This is a genomic window from uncultured Sulfitobacter sp. (genome assembly GCF_947502895.1).
GTDB lineage: Bacteria > Pseudomonadota > Alphaproteobacteria > Rhodobacterales > Rhodobacteraceae > Sulfitobacter.
In genome coordinates this window covers 542,479-559,798 of record NZ_CANNBM010000002.1, presented here as the reverse complement: position 1 = coordinate 559,798, position 17,320 = coordinate 542,479, and the positions used below count along the sequence as shown (strand labels likewise).

Genomic DNA, 17,320 nt, shown 5'->3' with positions numbered 1-17,320 from the left:
CTAAATAAATCTCTGAGCCTTGTTGCCCTTGGTGTTGCCGCTGCGCATGATTGGCGAAATCTCATGGAGCGTGCAAATGACCGACCCCTCTTATCTGACAACGCCGCAAGGGCGACGGATTGCCTATCACCTCACGGACGGAGAGGGGCCTTGTGTGGTCTTTCTCGGGGGGCTGAAATCAGACATGGAGGGCACCAAGGCGGTGCATCTGGAGGATTGGGCGCGCGCCAATGGCCGCGCATACCTGCGGCTGGACTATTCGGGCCACGGCCAGTCGTCCGGTACGTTCGAAGAAGGCTGCATCGGGGATTGGCATCAGGATACGCTGGCGGTTGTGGACGCGTTGACGGAAGGGCCTGTTGTGCCTGTCGGATCGTCGATGGGCGGCTGGCAGTCTTTGCTGTTGGCCCGCGCACGCCCTGCGCGGCTGGCGGGGCTGGTCACGATTGCCGCGGCACCCGATTTTACCGAAGACGGCTGGTGGGCCAGTTTCACGGATGCGCAGAAGGCGCAGTTGGAGAGTGCAGGGCGGGTCGAGCTGCCCTCGGACTACATGGAGCCATATGTGGTGACCAAACGCATGGTGGAAGACGGGCGCGCGCATCTGGTACTGCGTGATGATCTTGATTTGCCCTGCTCGGTGCGGATGCTGCAAGGCACGGCAGATACGGCAGTGAGCGTGGCTACGGCCACGCAGCTGCTGGAGCATGCAAACAGTCCTGACATGCAGCTATTGCTGGTCAAAGACGCAGATCACCGTTTCTCGGACGGACCCTGCCTTGGGCTGATTGAACAGGCCGTCGAAGACGTGATTGAAACGTTCAAGGCAGGAGATTTCTGAGCATGGAACAGCGTATAAGTCTTATCACCCTTGGTGTGCGGGACATGGCGGGGGTTGCCGCGTTCTATGAGGCGCTGGGCTGGCAAAGGGTCGAAACGCAGGACGGTGTCATCGCGTTTGATCTGTTGGGGCAAACGCTGGGCCTTTATCCGCTGGAGAAGTTGGCCGAAGATATCGGGATCGCGGTTGAGGATATGGGGCGCGGGGGTACTACGTTTTCGTACAATGTGCGCGACAAGGGCGAAGTGGCGCCATTGCTGGCGCAGGCTGAAGCCGCAGGCGGGCGTATCTTGCGCGCCGCGTCTGATGTGTTCTGGGGCGGGCATATCGGCTATTTCGCGGATCCCGAAGGCAACATCTGGGAAGTGTCGCACAATCCTTATTCGCCGTTGTCGGGCGAGGGTGCGTTTCGCTGGAACGGCTATTGATGCGCACTCCGCGCAGTATGTGGAGCCTTGAGACGTTCGGCCGTGTGCGCCTGTCCAAACACTTTTACATGCGCGACTTTTTGATGAGTGAAATCAGCGCGTTTCACGGTATTCCCAACATTCCCGACGACCCTGATCTGGCGATCAGACACGGCCAGCGGCTGTGTCAGGACTTGTTGGACCCGTTGGAAGAGACATTCGGGCGGCTCGCCATCAGATCTGGCTATCGGTCGGCGGCGCTGAACACCTACGGCAACGAGAACAAGCTGAACTGCGCACGCAGCGACAACCCGATCGAGTGTCATATCTGGGATTGGAACGGGGCGGCGATTTGTGGCACATCTTTGGTGATCCCGTGGTTTGCCGACCAATACGACCAAGGCCGCGACTGGCGCGATCTGGCGTGGTGGGTGCATGACCATTTGCCCTATTCCGAGATGTGGTTTTTTCCCAAACTGGCCGCCTTCAATCTGGTCTGGCGGCCACAGCCGTTGCGCACGATCAGCAGCTACATTGCACCGCGCGGCATGTTGCTGCGCGCAGGCCACGTGCCTGAGGAAGACGTGACCACACGTGCGCGCCGTTATGCCGATTTCCCGCCGTTTCGGGGCATTGTCTATCCCTGAGGGCTTGCACACCCGCGCGCGGCACGGCATTGCGGAAGCGTGACAGCAAACGGGGAGAGACCATGAAAGAGCCGCTGGTTCTATTGCCGGGCATGATGTGTGACGCACGCCTGTTTGGCCCGCAGATTGCAGAGCTGTCCAGCGACACTGCTGTCATGGTTGCACCCGTCACAGGGGGTGAACGGATCGAGGAGATTGCCTCGGTTCTGCTGGACATTCTGCCCAAACGCTTTGCGCTGGCGGGGCTGTCGATGGGCGGGATCGTCGCGATGGAGATTTTGCGCCGCGCGCCCGACCGCGTAACGCGCATTGCGCTGATGGATACCAACCCGCTGGCCGAAACGCCGGTGATTGCCGCCAACCGCGAGCCGCAGATCGTCAAGGTCCGCTCGGGTCGGATGATGGAAGTGATGCGTGACGAGATGAAGCCCAACTACCTCGCGCCCGGGCCTTACCGTTCGGAAGTGTTGGAACTGGTGATGGAAATGGCCCAGACGCTGGGACCAGAGGTGTTCATCCGCCAGTCCCGCGCATTGCAGCGACGCAAGGACCAGCAGGCGACCCTGCGCAAATGCCGCGTGCCTGCATTGGTGCTTTGTGGCGCACATGACGCGCTGTGCCCGCCAAAACGGCATGAGTTTATGGCCGAACTGATCCCTTACGCACATCTGGAAGTGCTGGAGCATTCAGGCCATCTGCCCACGCTTGAGCAGCCTGACGAGACCACGGCCGCACTGCGTGCGTGGATGAACCAGCCCTATGTATTGAAATAGGCGCTGCCGCGCTCAGAGCGGAAGCTTTTCGCGTTCCTGTGCTGTAGGCACGTAGACCTCGCTCACAGGTTTGCATGTGGTGATATCGAAGAATGACGTTTGTTTCCAACGGCCTGTGATACGCGCGATCAAGGCACGCCACATGGTCCCGCCATAGAGACGCACCACTGACGTATGTTTGGATGTGCCGTCTGGCTGCGGCACAAAAGCCTCCATCGCGACAGGGCCGATGGCGGATGTGTCTGCAAGCAGGTTGGTCATCATGCCCGCCATTGCGAATTTGGGCGTGGGCAGCATTGTAAACATCGGCACTCCGCAGCAGGAAGCGCGATAGCGCAGCAGCTTTTCGGGATTAAACGAAAACACAGCAAGATTGCCACGCCCGTGCTGAAAGCTGATCTTGTCAGGCGTTGTCTGGTAGAGTTCTACGCCGCGATCTTCCGGATCATGACCAGTTGTATAGAGCACAGCTGCGCGGCACGCGGCGCAATAGCAGCGCACATGATTGCCGGTTGTGGGCGAGGCACCGTGCAACGTGCCCTTGATCTCACCGCATTTGCAAGAAAAGGGCACGTCTGTCATGGCGTCAGGCCGCCGCGTTTTTGTTGGCGGGCTTCTTTTTGTCCGCAGATTTGTCAGCCTTGCTTTTGGCGCTGGCTGCTTTGGCATCCGCTGCCTTTTTCACCCGGTAGCCGGGGGGGGTGCGGACCTCGTTATCGTCGATAAAGTCGAGAACCATGGGGCGGATGTTGTTGCGCCAGCTTTTGCCGGCGAAGATGCCGTAATGGCCTGCGCCTTCTTCCACGTGGCTTGCCTTTTTCTCATCGGGCACACCGCTACACAGGGCAAGGGCTGCAATACACTGACCAGGAGCCGAGATATCGTCCTTGGAGCCTTCGACCGTTTTTACAGCAACGGTTGTAATCTTGCCGATGTCCACTTTCTTGCCTTTGATTGTGAACTCGTTGTTGGCGATTTCGCCATTTTTGAAAACACGATCCACGGTCGACAGATAGAATTCGGCCGTCATGTCCATCACGGAAAGATACTCATCATAGAATTTGTTGTGCTTGTCATGCTCGTGCGCGTCGCCGTTAGCGACACGGTTGATTTGATCCATAAAGGCCTTTTTATGCGTCTCGGCGTTCATGGAGATGAAAGAACTGAGCTGCAACAGACCAGGGTAGACCATGCGGCCTACGCCTTTGTACTTGAAACCAACCTGCTGGATCATCGACTGCTCAAGCTGGCCCATGGTAACGGAATGGCCAAAGTCTGTGACTTCGGTGGGGGCAGCACTTGGATCAATCGGGCCACCGATCAGCGTCAGGCTGCTGGGCTGTGCGGCTGGGTCTTCCTCGGCCAGAAAGGCGGTGGCGACCAGCGCCAAGGGCGCAGGCTGGCATACAGCGATCACATGAGTGTCGGGGCCGAGGTGGCGAATATAGTCCACCAGATACATGGTATAGTCTTCGACATCGAACTTGCCTGCACTGACAGGAATGTCACGGGCGTTGTGCCAGTCGGTGATATAAAGGTCGCAATCGGGCAAAAGGCTGATCACGGTTGAGCGGAGCAGTGTTGCATAGTGACCCGACATGGGCGCAACCAACAGCACCTTGCGGCGCTTTTCGGTACGTCCCTGCACACGGAAGTGCAACAGATCCCCAAAATCGCCTTTCAGCTCGATATCTTCATAAACCAGACGGTCAGTGCCATTTGCACCAACAAAGGGAGGAATATTCCAGTCAGGCTTGGTCACCATACGGCTGAAAGCGCGCTCTGTGACTTCGCCCCACGCGCCCATCCATTGCAACGCGGGGTTGGGGAACATAGAAAAGGCAGGGTAAGAGGCCATTGCAAGCGTAGAGGCACCAAGCCACTGATTAGTGTTTCGGATTGTCTCCATCATATCGTAAGATGCCATAAAGCGCATTGTGGAACTCCTAAACCAATGCCCAAGAACTGGGGTACAAACTGTGCCGCGCGCCTCACGATGGGGTGGCTGACTCAAAATGCTGCAGGTGCGAACATAGGACGGAAGTATTAAGATGACAACTAATTCTGAAAATCACGATAAACCGACTGCGGCATCTTTGGCACGAATGACCGAGAACCTGAGCAAAGTGGACGCTCTGCGGGACCGTCTGACGCAGGTTTTGGCAAACCGTCATACCCACCAAGCGGCGCTTGATGGCCCAAATCAGGAATTGTTCGCAAAGGCTGCGAAGGGGTACATGCAGGAGGCGGTGACGAACCCGGCCAAACTGATAGAACACCAGCTGGAATTCTGGACCAAATCAGTCACGCATTTTGTGGAGGCGCAGCAGGCGCTGGCCAAGGGGACCCTCTCGGCGCCTGAAGATCGTACAGGGACGGACCGGCGTTTCACAAACCCGATGTGGGAGCAGCACCCTTACTTTAACTTTGTCAAACAGCAGTACCTGATGAACGCGGAGGCGATCTCGAAGGCGGTTGAGGATGTGGGCGACATGGAGCCGCGTGAAAAGCAGCGGCTTGCCTATTTCTCGCGTCAGATCATTGACATGATGAGCCCGACCAACTTTCTGGCGACCAATCCCGATGCGCTGCAACGCGCCGTGGATACCGAAGGCGAGAGCCTGATCAAAGGGCTGGAAAACCTGATCTCGGATCTGGAAGCCAACAACGGCGAAATGATCGTGCGCCTTGCGGATGAGGATGCTTTCGAGCTGGGCGGCAATATCGCCACCACACCCGGCAAGGTGGTCTACCGCAACCGGATGTTCGAGCTGATCCAGTACATGCCAACCACCGAGGAAGTACACGCCAAGCCATTGGTCGTTTTTCCGCCTTGGATCAACAAATACTATATCCTTGACCTCAAGGCGCAGAACTCCTTTGTGAAGTGGGTGGTGGATCAGGGATATACCTTGTTCATGGTGTCATGGATCAACCCAGACAGCACCTACCGCGATGTCGGTATGGAGGACTATGTCGAGGACGGATATGTAGCCGCCTTCCGCGAAGTGCGTGCAATTACCGGAGAGAAAGACCTGAATGCGGTCGGCTACTGCATTGCCGGCACGACCCTGTCGCTGACGCTGTCATTGCTAAAGCAGCGGGGCGAAAAGTCTGTGAAATCCGCTACTTTCTTTACCGCGCTTACGGATTTCTCCGATCAGGGGGAGTTCCAGCCCTTCCTTACCGATGATTTCATTGACGGGATCGCGGCAGAGACGGAAGACAAGGGAATACTACCCTCCATCGTTATGGCGCGGACATTTTCATTTTTGCGCTCCAACGATCTGGTCTACGGACCAGCGGTCAAAAGCTATATGATGGGTGAAACGCCGCCTGCCTTTGATCTGCTGTACTGGAACGGGGACGGGGCCAATCTGCCTGCCAAGATGGCGATGCAATATCTGCGTGGTCTGTGCCAGCGAAACGAACTGGCCGAGAGCGGTTATGATCTGTGCGGGCATCATCTGGTGCTGGACGAGGTGGATGTGCCGCTGTGTGCCATCGCCTGCGAGACCGATCACATCGCACCGTGGAAAGACAGCTATCGCGGTGTGCAAAAGATGGGCAGTACCGACAAGACCTTCATCATGACCCAGTCGGGCCATATCGCCGGAATCGTGAACCCGCCCAGTCGTAACAAATACGGCCACTATACCAACACCGATTTGGCGCTGGATCATGCGGACTGGCGCGAGGGTGCCAAGTTCCATGAGGGGTCGTGGTGGCCGCGGTGGGAAAAGTGGCTGCGCAAACGCTCGGGCAAGATGATTCCCGCCCGTATCCCGGGTGAGGGCGGCAGAGAAATTTTGTGTGATGCGCCTGGTACATATGTTGCGGTCAAGGCAAGGGGCTGATTTTCCAAAGAGTTTCCCTAGGGGCAGTCAAAAATGCTGCAGTGCAGAAAATACTTGCAATGCCGCACTGCAGCATCTATGTTGTTTGCAGACGCAGAACCTTGGGATCACCCAAGCAGATGCATAGAAATTCAGACGGGGCGTTGATGCTTCGATGATGCAAACAAAGGACGATTAAAATGGCTACTGCAAAAACACCTGACATGACTGCAATGCTCAAAGACATCATGGGCGCGTTCCCAGTTGACACGACATCCATGGAAGCGTCTTTCAAGACATCCGCAACACTGAACGAAAAACTGTCTGGCGTTGCCCTGACAGCTGTTGAGAAGTCCACCGAGATTTCTTCCGCATGGACCAAAGACACGGTAACAAAGCTGTCGGATATGGCGAAAGCCAAAGCCGAGCCAGCAGACTATGCAAAAGCGATGACAGATTTCGCAACTGCATACTCCGAAGCGGCGTCCGAGCACATGGCAGCATTTGCCGAAGTTGCGAAGAAGGTTCAGATGGAAACAGTTGAGCTGATGATGGCTGCCGGCAAAGACATGTCCGAAGAAGCACAGTCCGCAATGACCAAAGCAACTGGCGAAGTTCAGGCTGCTGCGAAAAAAGCGACAGCAAAATAAGTCTGGTTTCCAGACACAGGCGCCGCCCTGTCGGGGTGGTGTAAGGGAAGGGTGTGCTGCATGCAGCGCACCCTTTCTTTTTGCGCATGCAGCGACTAGGCTGCAACGCAGCACACCTTTGGGGAGGAACATTCGTGGCTGAGACAGGCAAATCCCTTTTGATCAAAAGATACGCCAGCAGGCGGCTCTATAATACCGAGACCAGCGACTATGTGACGTTGGAGGATATTGCGGGCTTTATCCGAGACGGCCGCGAGGTGCAGATTGTCGACCTTAAATCGGGCGATGACCTGACACGCCAGTACTTGTTGCAGATTATCGCAGAACACGAGAGCCGCGGCGAGAGCGTGCTGCCGGTGGATGTGCTGAACGATTTGGTGCGCAGCTACATGACCGGCAAGGTCAGTGTGGTGCCCGAGTTCTTGCAGCAGTCCTTTGCTATGTTGCGCGACGGGCAGAGCAAGGTGATGGAAAACATGACCTCGATGAACCCGCTGGCAAAAATGCCGGGGTTTGATGCAATGCAGGCGCAGCAAGAAGCGTTCATGAAAGCGATGACAGGCACCTGGCCCGCAGGCGGTGCTGCACCAGAACCCGAAAAACCTGCCGCCCAGAGCGGCGAGGATCTGGAAGCGATCAAGCGTCAGTTGGCTGAACTGCAGGACAAGCTGTCCAAACTGAAGTGACCGCACGGACACGGGCCATGGCCCGTGGTGATATACTTGGTGCGTGAGGCGGGTGTGAGCCCGCCTTTTTTATGTGATTTCTTTTAGCGGGCGTATTCGGGGGCCAGCCCCCGAGGGCGTTTACGCCCTCTCCCCCGGAGAATATAAGGCCAGGAAAAATAGGGGGATGGAGGGCTCAGAGCCCGATGCGGTCACGCATTGCATACCAGCACATGGCGAGCACCAGAAGCGGACTGCGCAGGGATGGACCGCCGGGAAAGGGGGTGTTGGGCAGTGCCGCGAGTGTGTTAAACCCGTCGTCTTGTCCGATGATCGCCTGTGCCATCAGCTGACCCGCGTGGGTTGCAGTGCCGACACCGTGGCCTGAATAGCCCGAAGCCGAGAGGATGTTGGTGCTGGTCCGCGCCAGATAGGGCAGGCGTTTCATTGTGATGCCCAGTGTGCCGCCCCAAGCATAATCTATTTGCACGTCTTTCAGGGCTGGAAAGACTACTGACATGGGTTTGCGCACTTTTGCTGCGATGTCTGTGGGAAAGCGGTAACTATAGCTTTCGCCGCCGCCAAAGAGCAGCCTACCGTCATGGCTGAGGCGGAAGTAGTTGACGACAAATCGGCTGTCGGCGACAGCTATATCGCGGGGCAACACATCGGCCACACGTGCGCCTAGGGGTTCGGTGGCGATGATGAAATTGTTTATGGGCATGACCCGTGCCGCCACTTGCCCGTTGAGCCCACCCAGATAACCGTTGCAGGCAAGAATTACGTGATCGGCAACTACATGACCTGCGTCTGTATTGACGGTTGCCGGACTGCCTTCTGCGATTTGTCGGACTGCGCTGCTTTCGTGAATGCGCACTCCGGCTGCTGCGGCAGCGCGGGCAAGGCCCAGAGCATAGTTTAGCGGATGCAGGTGTGCTGCATCTGCATCAAGAATTCCGCCGAGATAGTCTGGCGAAGGGCAGACCGATTGCAGCGCCTTATGATCAAGCGTTTCGATGTGCCGATAGCTGTATTTCTGCGCAAGATGTTCGGCATATTCATGCAGATGGCGGACCTCTTTCGTCGAAGAGCCCGTCCATGCGACACCTGGTTTGATTTGGCAGTCGATCTGATGCCCGGCGATCAGCGACTTCACGAGGTTTTTTGCATCTTCTGCCAAGGCCCAGAGCTTGGCTGCTTCTGGATCGCCGACAAGCGCCTCCAGCGCATCCTGATCCATCCGCTGGCCCGAGCCGAGCTGCCCCCCGTTGCGCCCTGATGCACCAAAGCCCAAGCGCTGCGCATCTAGCAGAACGACGCTGCGGCCCGCTTGGGCTAAGTGTAGCGCGGCCGAGAGACCTGTATAGCCCGCACCGACAATGCAGACATCGGCGCGCTGTGCGCCTTGCAATGGCTCAAAGGGGGGGAGGGTATTGGCCGTTGCGGCATACCAGCTGGGCGGGTAGGCGCCGCGCGTGTCATTGGCATAGAGCAGGTCCATTCTCCTGCCTCAGACGTTGAGCAACAGATGCTCGCGCTCCCAAGGGGAGATCACCTGCAGAAACTCGTCATATTCGGCCTCTTTTACAATCGCGTAGACGCGGGCAAAATCTTGGCCGAGGACCTCGTGGAGGGCTTCTGCTTCGCTGAACACGCGCAACGCCTCGCCCATCGTGCGGGGGATGTCACCATCGCCATCGTAAGCATCACCTTTGAATTCGGACATTGGAACCTGCTGTTCTTTCAGGCCCAGATAGCCACACGCAAGCGATGCTGCGATGCCGAGGTACGGGTTGCAATCCATACCTGCAAGGCGATTTTCGACGCGCCGTGCGGCAGGACCGGACAGCGGCACGCGGATGCCCGTTGTGCGGTTGTCACGCCCCCATTCGAGGTTGATGGGTGCCGCGTGATCTTTGACATAACGGCGGTAGCTGTTCACGTAGGGCGCGATTACAGCCAATGCGCTGGGCATGTGGTTCTGTAGCCCTGCGATGAAGTGCATAAAGGCGGCAGTCTCGTCGCCATTTTCGGCAGAGAAAATGTTCGCGCCGGTTTTTGCATCCAAAACCGAATGGTGGATGTGCATGGCTGACCCGGGTTCGTCTGCGATGGGTTTGGCCATGAAGGTGGCATAGCAGTCGTGACGCATGGCCGCCTCGCGGATCAGGCGTTTGAAATAGAACACCTCATCGGCTAGCTGCACAGGATCACCGTGCAGCAGGTTGATCTCCAGCTGGCCTGCACCGCCTTCCTGCGTGATGCCGTCAATCTCGAAACCCTGCGCCTCGGCAAAATCGTAAATGTCGTCGATCACAGGGCCGAACTCATCTACAGCGGTCATGGAGTAGGCCTGTCGCGCGGCGGCAGGGCGGCCGGAGCGGCCCATCATCGGTTTGATTTCATGGGCGGGGTCGAGGTTGCGCGCGGTCAGAAAGAACTCCATTTCAGGGGCGACCACAGGCTCCCAACCTTCGGCACGGTAGAGAGCGACCACGCGTTTGAGAACGTTGCGGGGGCTGAATTCAATGACATTACCGTTGCGATCATAGGCGTCGTGGATGACCTGAAGCGTCCAGTCGCCTGTCCAGGGGGCAGCGGTTGCGGTGGACATATCGGGACGCAGGACCATGTCCTTTTCGATAAAGCCTTCCTCGCCTGCTGCCTCGCCCCAGTTGCCTGTGATGGTCTGGTAAAAAATGCTGTCGGGCAGATGGAAATTCTCTTGTCGTGCGAATTTGGAGGCGGGGACCGCTTTGCCGCGCGCAATGCCAGGTAGATCGGGGATGATACATTCGACCTCGTCGAGGCGGCGGCCCTCCAGATAGGCGGCGGCGGCAGGTGGCAGGTTTTTGGTCCAATCGGCCATCAGGCCCTCGCTTTGCTTTTGAAAAATTGCGCCATGTGTCTGGCCATATCGGCGTTGTGGGTGGGTTGCTCCAGTCTATCAGTCGCAGTGGCTAACAGATCATCAGGAACGACCCCTTTGCCGCGTGTCCTGATCAGCACATCAACGGAGGCTGCTGGGAATTCGGGGTGGGGCTGGATCGTCCAGATGCTATCGCCGTAGGCCAGCACCGCATTGGCGCAGAAATCCGAATGACCCAGCACATCTGCGCCATGGGGCAGTTCAACGACCTGGTCCTGATGCCATGCATTGAGGGCGACTTGCTTGCCGTCGATGGTGTATTCGGTGCGCCCGACCGACCAGCCGCCCTCGAACTTAACCACTTTGCCGCCCATCGCCTGTGCAATGATCTGGTGGCCGAAACAGACACCGATCATGGGTTTGTCGGCAGCATGGATGTCACGGATCAGATCTTCCAGCGGGGGAATCCACGCATGATCCTCATATGCGCCATGTTTTGAGCCGGTGATAAGCCAGCCATCGGCGTCTTGGGGCGTGGAGGGAAACTCGCCATCCACCACCGAGAACGTCTGGAAGGTGAAATCATGACCATCGAGCATTTTCTCGAACATATTGTCGTAGTCGCCTTGCAGCTCGACCATACCTTCAGGCGCGTGGCCTGTTTGCAGAATACCAATTTTCATCGTTTATACCGTATCCAGATAAATCTCGACCTGCTCGGCAGGGCTGAGTTCTCGCATATAATGTAGTTCCTGCCGCTTTGTCAGAACAAGGTTCTGGATCAATTCAGGCGCAAAGATGCGGGCGATTTGCGCGTCCTTTTCAAAGGCGTCAATTGCTGTGGCCCATGTGTGCGGGATTTGCGGAAGCTCGGCTGCATAGGCGTTGCCAGTGATTGGTGCAGGTGGCTCAACCCCGTCTTCGATTCCGTTGATTGCGGCACCCAGAACAGCGGCCAGCATCAGATAGGGGTTCACATCACCGCCCGACACGCGATGCTCGATCCGGCGCGCGGCAAAGTTGCCTGAAGGAATACGAATGGCCGAGGTGCGGTTTTCATAAGCCCAACTGACGCCTGTTGGCGCATGGCTACCCGGCACCATGCGGTCAAAGCTGTTGGCGTGCGGGGCAAAGACGAGGGCAGAGCCCTGCATGGCGTTCATACACCCTGCAACTGCGTGGCGCATCACATCCGTGCCTTCCGGCCCGCCGTTGTCAAAGATATTATTGCCTTCGGAATCCAGCACAGAGAAATGTGTGTGCAGACCAGAGCCGGCATAGTCTTTGTAAGGTTTCGCCATGAAGCTGGCGGCAAAGCCGTGACGCCGCGCAAGGCCGCGCACCAGCATCTTGAACAGCCACGCATCGTCTGCGGCGCGCAGGGCGTCGTCGCAGTGCATCATGTTTATTTCGAACTGGCCCAACCCCGCCTCGGAAATGGCGGTATCGGCGGGAATATCCATTTCTTCGCAGGCGTCATAAAGATCGGTAAAGAACTGGTCAAACTGGTCCAGCGCGCGGATGCTGAGCGTTTCAGCGCCTTTGCGCCGCTTGCCCGAACGCTCGGACGGGGGGATTTGCAGCTTGCGGCCACTGTCGTCGATCAGAAAAAACTCAAGCTCTACCGCGCATACGGGGGTCAGGCCCCGCGCCTTGAAGCGATCCAGCACGGCGCGCAGGGCATGGCGGGGATCGCCCGCATAGGGGCGGCCATCCTCGTGGAACATCCAGATGGGCAGCAGCGCACTGGGTGCGTCCAGCCATGGCATAGGCATAAAGCCACGTTCTGTCGGTTTCAGAACGCCGTCACGGTCACCTGTGTCAAACACCAGCGGGCTGTTGTCGATATCTTCGCCCCAAATATCGAGATTGAGAACAGAAAAGGGAAAGCGCGTGCCGTCCTGCGTTATCTTGTCTGCAAAGCGGGTCGGGATACGCTTGCCGCGCGGAACGCCATTTAGATCAGCAGCTGCCACACGAATTGTGCGAACGGAGGGATTTTTTCGAAGCCAGTTGTGCATAGGTCACCATAGGGTGGGCTGGCACATGTCGGTGTTCGGAAACGATGAACGCCAACTGCCTGTGGCCAGCGCCACGGGATTTGATCAAATTATTGATACTACCGTATCAGATTAGGGCGCAAGCGCAATTTTTGGCGCTTCTCGGCAGGCAGATGGCGGTTGAGGCGGCGGTTTGCCAACCCGTACAACGAGATGATGACCAGCGTCAGCAAAATGAAATATCCCGCAAGGATCGGGTAGGGAATAAACGGGTTGAATGTCTTATCGGCAAAATAGCTGGCGTAATACAGCGCATCACCGCGCTGCTGCCACGCCGGAAAGCTGGAGATATAGACCAGTGTCGTTGCGTGGAACAGAAAGATCGCCTCGTTCGTGTAGGCGGGCCATGCAAGGCGCATCATGGTGGGCCAGATCACCCGTTTGAACCGCGTCCAGCCCGTGAGGCCATAAGCATCAGCCGCCTCCACATCGCCCTTGGGGATGGATTGTAGCGCGCCATAAAAAATCTCGGCAGAGTAGGCGGAGGTGTTGCAGACCAGCACAATCAACGCACCAAGCCATGCGGCGGTAAAGGGATCAAAGAAGGCGTATTGCGATTTGAGGCTGAGGAAAACGAAGTAGGCAAAGAAGAACTGGATGAACAGCGGCGAGCCGCGAAAGACAAAGATAAACCACTCACTGGGTTTGCGCAGAACTCGGTGACGGCTGGCTTTGCCCATCGCCAGCGCCGTTGCGATAAAGAAACCGATCACAAGTGCGGTCAGGCCGAAATAGATGTTCCAGATCATGCCCGAGCCGATCAGCGTGAACTGCTGGCATAGGGTGAAATCTTCACGCGGGAGCAGACGCTCGCCGATGCCGATGGCGCGCAGGCCGTAGTCCTGAATGGTCTGGAGGCAGGCACTCATGCCATATTCCTTTGCGCTTCGCCGCCGGTGGTGGCTTGGCCGTGGGTCAGACGGCGCATCAATCGGTCAATGACGAGTTCTGAAATACGGGTAAAGATCAGGTAGAATACCAGCAGCGCAAGGAAGTACCACATGCGCCAGTCTGGGTGCGGGTATTCGGTAAATCGCGGCGTTTTAGAGCCGCCAAGCTCGCGCGCCCAATAGACGATATCCTCAATCCCCAACAAAAACAGCAGCGGCGTGGCCTTGATCAGGACCATCCACAGATTGCCCAGACCCGGAAGAGCATAGACCCACATCTGCGGAACCAGAACGCGGCGGAACGTCTGGCGGGGCGACATACCATAGGCCTCGGCGGTTTCGATCTGGGCGCGGGGTACAGCGCGCATGGCACCGAACAGCACGTTGCCCGCAAAGGCCCCGAAAACAATCGCAAAGGTCAGTACGGCAATGGCAAAGCCGTATGTCTCGTGTACCCATTGTGGCGCGTTGCCCAGTGGCATCTTGGCGGCCTGACACACGATGAAGTCATTGCCCTGCCGGATTGGCTGATCCCAATCAGCGCACAGGGCTTTGTGGCGCAGGTATTCAATGCCCTGATCCAGTGCGATGACGAAAAACAGAAAAAATGCAATATCGGGCACGCCGCGCACAATGGCGATGTAGGTTTTGCCGAACCAGCGCAGGGGGGCCACACGCGACCGCGCAGCGGACGCACCGGCAAAGCCGAAGGCGAGGGCCGTGGGCGCCGTAATTGCCAGCAGGGTCAGCACAGTGAGAACGGACCAATAGAGGTTCATGTGCTTGCCTGTGGTCAGGTAGCAGCTGAACCAACGGAGGCTCTCTAGTTGGTCTGGGTCTGAGCAAAACTGGAACATGGTGCACTCTTTTCTAATACGCCAGTTTTCGCAGCGGGCTGGGGTTGTCAACCTCTTGCCGTTTCATTTCGCACGCGTCACTGTCGAGATGCATAAACGAGTGGGTAAGTCATGAGCGTAACGGGACCATCAGTCATTGTCGTTGGAGCGGGCATCATCGGCGCTGCGGTAGCCGATGCGCTGCAATCTGCGGGCGCGCGGGTGATTGTTGTGGATTCTGGCGCGGCTTCGGCGACTGCGGCCTCTTTCGGGTGGATCAACGCCAGTTTTCATCATGACACAGCGCATTTCAGGCTTCGCCACGAGGGGCTTGCTGCATGGCACCGGCTGCAGGCGCGGCTTGAGCTGCCAGTAGTATGGCAGGGTACGTTATGTTGGGAGGAAACTGGCGCGGCTTTTGACGCGGAGCGCGACAGGCTATCGGCGCTGGGTTATGACCTGCACGAGGTAGACCGCGACGCGTTTGCCGCACTGGAGCCGCATGTGGCTACCCCGCCCGAACGTGCCCTGCATTTTCAACAAGAAGCAGCGGCAGACAGTACTGCCGTAAACGAGCGCTTGTTACAGAGCGCCGTGGATGCAGGCGCACAGCGGTTGCGTGGCCTTAAGGTGCTTGGGCTGGTTGAACAAGGGGGCCGCATTACAGGTATCCGGACGGAGGCAGGGATTACCACCGCCGATCACGTCCTGATCGCTGCAGGTACAGGCAGTGCGGGGCTGATGGCGTATGCAGGAGCGCCCTTGCCGATGGTGCGCAGACCTGCGCTGGTCCTGCGCTCGCGGCCTGTCGCACCCCTCCTACGGCATATTCTTGTGTCGGAATTCGGCGAGCTGCGGCAATTGCCCGACGGCACATTGCTGATGCCTGCTGCTGTGGATCATCAGGGCGACACGTCAGAGGTTTTGACAAGCAGTCTGGAAGACACAGCAGCCGATGTACTGGTGCGGTTGCGCGCACTGCTGGGGGATAAAGGTCTGGACTGGCAGGAACTGACGCTGGCCCATCGGCCTGTGCCTCAAGACGGATTGCCCGTGATTGGCGCTGTGCGCGAGGGGCTGCATGTGGCCTGCATGCATTCGGGGATCACCCTTGGTGCGCTCGCGGGCGAATTGGTGGCGCACGAAATGCTGGAAGGGGTGTCTAATACGTCAGGCGCGCTGTTGGCGCCCTATCGTCCCGCGCGGTTTGGCGGGTAGAGGCGGACCAGTGCTGGCCCGCCTCAAGTAGCTAGATCAGAACTGTGCCGCTTCGGGCAGCCACTTTGCGATCAGCGCGTTGAGCGAGCCGTCCGCTTTCATGGACTGGATCGCGGTGTTGAACTTTGCGCGCAGCTCGCCATCGCTTTCACGGATGCCAAGGCCGATACCGCCGCCCAGCAGCTCGTCCTGCGCCAGAAGTTGCAGATCACCGTCTGCTTCGGCAATTGGCGCAAGGAAGGATTTGTCGGCCAGAACCGCATCCGCTTCGCCGTTTTTCACAGCTGCGACAGTTTCTTCGGGTGTGGCGAATTCAACAAGTGTCGCGCCGTCCATGGAGGCGACATGGGACGCCTGAATCGTGCCTGTCTGTGCTGCGACAACTGCGCTGGACAAATCCAGCTCGCCCATGGCGAGATACGAGGAGGGGTCTGGCAGTGTGTAGGGATCGGAGAAGTCGATGACTTCGTCACGCTCGTCTGTGATGGACATGCCTGCAATGATGACGTCGTAGTTGCCGGAAACGAGGTTCGGGATGATGCTGTCCCACTCGTTTGTGACCCACTCACAAGTCAGCTCTGCGCGCTTGCACAGCTCATCGCCCACTTCACGCTCAAAACCGTCGACTTCGCCGGCGTCGTTGAGGAAGTTATAGGGGGGGTAAGCGCCCTCGGTGCCGAGGCGGATCGTTTTGCCGTGACCGTCAGCCATTGCCATACCAGCCGTGAGGGCCAGTGCGGATGTCGCAAGAATAAGGTTTTTCATTTTGGTGTCTCCCAGGGGTTACCATTTAAGGTTTTATGCGGCGTGGGTTGCCGAAAGGAACCCGCGCAGTCGCTCTGATTTGGGCGCGCCGAACAGCGTCTCTGGCGGCCCTTGTTCTTCGATCAGACCCTGATGCAGGAACACGACAGTGTCCGATACATCGGCGGCCAGTTTCATATCATGTGTCACGATCAGCATTGTGCGCCCTTCGGCGGCCAGATCTTTGATGACACGGATCACCTCTTGCTCAAGCTCTGGGTCCAGCGCGCTGGTCGGCTCGTCAAACAGCAGGGCTTCGGGCTCCATGCACAGCGCGCGCGCGATGGCGGCGCGTTGTTGCTGTCCACCCGACAGCTGCGCGGGATAAACATCGCATTTGTCGCCGATGCCCACCTTGTCCAGATAGCGCCGTGCGGCTGTCTCAACCTCGGCGCGGTCACGGCCCAGAACCGTCAGGGGCGCCTCCATCACGTTTTCGAGGATGGTCATGTGCGCCCAAAGGTTGAACTGCTGGAAGACCATGCTGAGATTGGTACGGATGCGTACGACCTGTTTGGCATCGCTGGGTCGGCGATTGTGATCACCGTCGCGCCACGACACAGGCTCGCCCTTGAACAGAACTTCGCCTTGCTGACTGTTTTCCAGCAGATTGCAGCAGCGCAGCAGGGTCGACTTGCCCGAGCCTGACGACCCTATAAGGGAGACGACATGGCCTTTGGGTGCTGCGATGCTGACGCCTTTCAAAACCTCCAAAGCACCGTAGGCTTTGTGCAGGTCGCGGATTTCGATCACGGGAGTGTCTGCTGTCACGGCTGGTCCATACGTTGCGTTCCGGCGGGCATATGACGCGAGAATCACCTCTT

At 57.9% G+C, this 17,320-nt stretch carries 18 protein-coding genes; 8 read left to right on the top strand and 10 right to left on the bottom strand.

Annotation, left to right across the window (positions count from 1 at the left end):
- Window positions 1-76 precede the first annotated feature (76 nt).
- The 4 genes from Q0903_RS10670 to Q0903_RS10655 all read left to right on the top strand — a co-directional run bounded on the left by Q0903_RS10670 (window position 77) and on the right by Q0903_RS10655 (window position 2,668).
- A complete protein-coding gene (locus Q0903_RS10670) occupies window positions 77-841 on the top strand; it encodes an alpha/beta hydrolase (RefSeq protein WP_299415109.1) in 765 nt (254 codons plus the stop codon).
- A gap of 2 nt (window positions 842-843) precedes the next feature.
- Window positions 844-1,269 carry a VOC family protein gene (locus tag Q0903_RS10665; protein ID WP_299028964.1) on the top strand — a complete coding sequence of 142 codons (426 nt, stop codon included), beginning with the start codon at window positions 844-846 and terminating at the stop codon, window positions 1,267-1,269.
- A gap of 17 nt (window positions 1,270-1,286) precedes the next feature.
- On the top strand, window positions 1,287-1,895 hold the full coding sequence (locus Q0903_RS10660; protein WP_299416044.1) for a hypothetical protein: 609 nt from the start codon (window positions 1,287-1,289) through the stop codon (window positions 1,893-1,895).
- 62 nt (window positions 1,896-1,957) lie between these two features.
- The gene (locus Q0903_RS10655) at window positions 1,958-2,668 is read left to right on the top strand and encodes an alpha/beta fold hydrolase (RefSeq protein ID WP_299028967.1); all 711 of its coding nucleotides are present in this window, start codon (window positions 1,958-1,960) and stop codon (window positions 2,666-2,668) included.
- 12 nt (window positions 2,669-2,680) lie between these two features.
- Here the strand turns inward: Q0903_RS10655 and Q0903_RS10650 are convergent, their stop codons facing one another.
- On the bottom strand, window positions 2,681-3,250 hold the full coding sequence (locus tag Q0903_RS10650) for a DUF6151 family protein (RefSeq protein ID WP_299415106.1): 570 nt from the start codon (window positions 3,248-3,250) through the stop codon (window positions 2,681-2,683).
- Between the two features lie 4 nt (window positions 3,251-3,254).
- Window positions 3,255-4,604 carry a polyhydroxyalkanoate depolymerase gene (gene phaZ, locus Q0903_RS10645; RefSeq protein WP_299028973.1) on the bottom strand — a complete coding sequence of 450 codons (1,350 nt, stop codon included), beginning with the start codon at window positions 4,602-4,604 and terminating at the stop codon, window positions 3,255-3,257.
- Between the two features lie 115 nt (window positions 4,605-4,719).
- On the opposite strand from phaZ, the gene phaC reads away from it, so the two are divergent.
- The 3 genes from phaC (at window position 4,720) to phaR (ending at window position 7,840) form a co-directional block, all read left to right on the top strand.
- Window positions 4,720-6,525, top strand: coding sequence for a class I poly(R)-hydroxyalkanoic acid synthase (gene phaC / locus Q0903_RS10640; RefSeq protein ID WP_299028975.1), 1,806 nt, complete (start codon window positions 4,720-4,722; stop codon window positions 6,523-6,525).
- A 179-nt stretch (window positions 6,526-6,704) separates the two neighbouring features.
- Window positions 6,705-7,154 (top strand): phasin, PhaP, encoded by a 450-nt coding sequence (locus tag Q0903_RS10635; RefSeq protein WP_299028977.1) that lies wholly within the window; start codon window positions 6,705-6,707, stop codon window positions 7,152-7,154.
- Window positions 7,155-7,288: 134 nt separating this feature from the next.
- The gene (phaR, locus tag Q0903_RS10630; RefSeq protein WP_299028980.1) at window positions 7,289-7,840 is read left to right on the top strand and encodes a polyhydroxyalkanoate synthesis repressor PhaR; all 552 of its coding nucleotides are present in this window, start codon (window positions 7,289-7,291) and stop codon (window positions 7,838-7,840) included.
- Window positions 7,841-8,015: 175 nt separating this feature from the next.
- On the opposite strand, the gene Q0903_RS10625 is transcribed toward phaR, so the two are convergent.
- From Q0903_RS10625 to Q0903_RS10600, 6 genes are all read right to left on the bottom strand, one after another.
- Window positions 8,016-9,320: an FAD-binding oxidoreductase gene (locus Q0903_RS10625; protein WP_299415104.1), complete on the bottom strand. Its 1,305-nt coding sequence runs from the start codon at window positions 9,318-9,320 to the stop codon at window positions 8,016-8,018.
- 9 nt (window positions 9,321-9,329) lie between these two features.
- Window positions 9,330-10,688, bottom strand: coding sequence for a glutamine synthetase family protein (locus Q0903_RS10620; RefSeq protein ID WP_299415103.1), 1,359 nt, complete (start codon window positions 10,686-10,688; stop codon window positions 9,330-9,332).
- Window positions 10,688-11,371 (bottom strand): type 1 glutamine amidotransferase, encoded by a 684-nt coding sequence (locus Q0903_RS10615; protein ID WP_299415101.1) that lies wholly within the window; start codon window positions 11,369-11,371, stop codon window positions 10,688-10,690. The genes Q0903_RS10620 and Q0903_RS10615 overlap by 1 nt, the downstream gene beginning before the upstream one ends.
- A 3-nt stretch (window positions 11,372-11,374) precedes the next feature.
- The gene (locus Q0903_RS10610) at window positions 11,375-12,709 is read right to left on the bottom strand and encodes a glutamine synthetase family protein (RefSeq protein WP_299415099.1); all 1,335 of its coding nucleotides are present in this window, start codon (window positions 12,707-12,709) and stop codon (window positions 11,375-11,377) included.
- Window positions 12,710-12,807: 98 nt separating this feature from the next.
- Entirely contained in the window at window positions 12,808-13,617 is an 810-nt protein-coding gene (locus Q0903_RS10605; RefSeq protein ID WP_299415097.1) for an ABC transporter permease subunit, read from the bottom strand.
- Window positions 13,614-14,495, bottom strand: a complete 882-nt coding sequence (locus Q0903_RS10600; protein WP_299028999.1) for an ABC transporter permease subunit — start codon at window positions 14,493-14,495, stop codon at window positions 13,614-13,616. Before Q0903_RS10600 ends, Q0903_RS10605 begins: the two co-directional genes overlap by 4 nt.
- Window positions 14,496-14,606: 111 nt before the next feature.
- On the opposite strand from Q0903_RS10600, the gene Q0903_RS10595 reads away from it, so the two are divergent.
- Window positions 14,607-15,692 carry an FAD-dependent oxidoreductase gene (locus Q0903_RS10595; protein WP_299415095.1) on the top strand — a complete coding sequence of 362 codons (1,086 nt, stop codon included), beginning with the start codon at window positions 14,607-14,609 and terminating at the stop codon, window positions 15,690-15,692.
- Window positions 15,693-15,728: 36 nt separating this feature from the next.
- Here the strand turns inward: Q0903_RS10595 and Q0903_RS10590 are convergent, their stop codons facing one another.
- Complete coding sequence (locus Q0903_RS10590) at window positions 15,729-16,457, bottom strand: transporter substrate-binding domain-containing protein (protein ID WP_299029005.1); 729 nt, start codon at window positions 16,455-16,457, stop codon at window positions 15,729-15,731.
- A gap of 33 nt (window positions 16,458-16,490) precedes the next feature.
- Window positions 16,491-17,267: an ATP-binding cassette domain-containing protein gene (locus Q0903_RS10585; RefSeq protein ID WP_299029008.1), complete on the bottom strand. Its 777-nt coding sequence runs from the start codon at window positions 17,265-17,267 to the stop codon at window positions 16,491-16,493.
- Between the last annotated feature and the right edge of the window lie 53 nt (window positions 17,268-17,320).

Bases quoted from the DNA above. Each gene is read 5' to 3' on its own strand.
- Q0903_RS10670 (WP_299415109.1), top strand. From the start codon at position 77: ATGACCGACCCCTCTTATCTGACAACGCCGCAAGGGCGACGGATTGCC.
- Q0903_RS10665 (WP_299028964.1), top strand. From the start codon at position 844: ATGGAACAGCGTATAAGTCTTATCACCCTTGGTGTGCGGGACATGGCG.
- Q0903_RS10660 (WP_299416044.1), top strand. From the start codon at position 1,287: ATGTGGAGCCTTGAGACGTTCGGCCGTGTGCGCCTGTCCAAACACTTT.
- Q0903_RS10655 (WP_299028967.1), top strand. From the start codon at position 1,958: ATGAAAGAGCCGCTGGTTCTATTGCCGGGCATGATGTGTGACGCACGC.
- Q0903_RS10650 (WP_299415106.1), bottom strand. From the start codon at position 3,250: ATGACAGACGTGCCCTTTTCTTGCAAATGCGGTGAGATCAAGGGCACG.
- phaZ (WP_299028973.1), bottom strand. From the start codon at position 4,604: ATGCGCTTTATGGCATCTTACGATATGATGGAGACAATCCGAAACACT.
- phaC (WP_299028975.1), top strand. From the start codon at position 4,720: ATGACAACTAATTCTGAAAATCACGATAAACCGACTGCGGCATCTTTG.
- Q0903_RS10635 (WP_299028977.1), top strand. From the start codon at position 6,705: ATGGCTACTGCAAAAACACCTGACATGACTGCAATGCTCAAAGACATC.
- Q0903_RS10625 (WP_299415104.1), bottom strand. From the start codon at position 9,320: ATGGACCTGCTCTATGCCAATGACACGCGCGGCGCCTACCCGCCCAGC.
- Q0903_RS10620 (WP_299415103.1), bottom strand. From the start codon at position 10,688: ATGGCCGATTGGACCAAAAACCTGCCACCTGCCGCCGCCGCCTATCTG.
- Q0903_RS10615 (WP_299415101.1), bottom strand. From the start codon at position 11,371: ATGAAAATTGGTATTCTGCAAACAGGCCACGCGCCTGAAGGTATGGTC.
- Q0903_RS10610 (WP_299415099.1), bottom strand. From the start codon at position 12,709: ATGCACAACTGGCTTCGAAAAAATCCCTCCGTTCGCACAATTCGTGTG.
- Q0903_RS10605 (WP_299415097.1), bottom strand. From the start codon at position 13,617: ATGAGTGCCTGCCTCCAGACCATTCAGGACTACGGCCTGCGCGCCATC.
- Q0903_RS10600 (WP_299028999.1), bottom strand. From the start codon at position 14,495: ATGTTCCAGTTTTGCTCAGACCCAGACCAACTAGAGAGCCTCCGTTGG.
- Q0903_RS10595 (WP_299415095.1), top strand. From the start codon at position 14,607: ATGAGCGTAACGGGACCATCAGTCATTGTCGTTGGAGCGGGCATCATC.
- Q0903_RS10590 (WP_299029005.1), bottom strand. From the start codon at position 16,457: ATGAAAAACCTTATTCTTGCGACATCCGCACTGGCCCTCACGGCTGGT.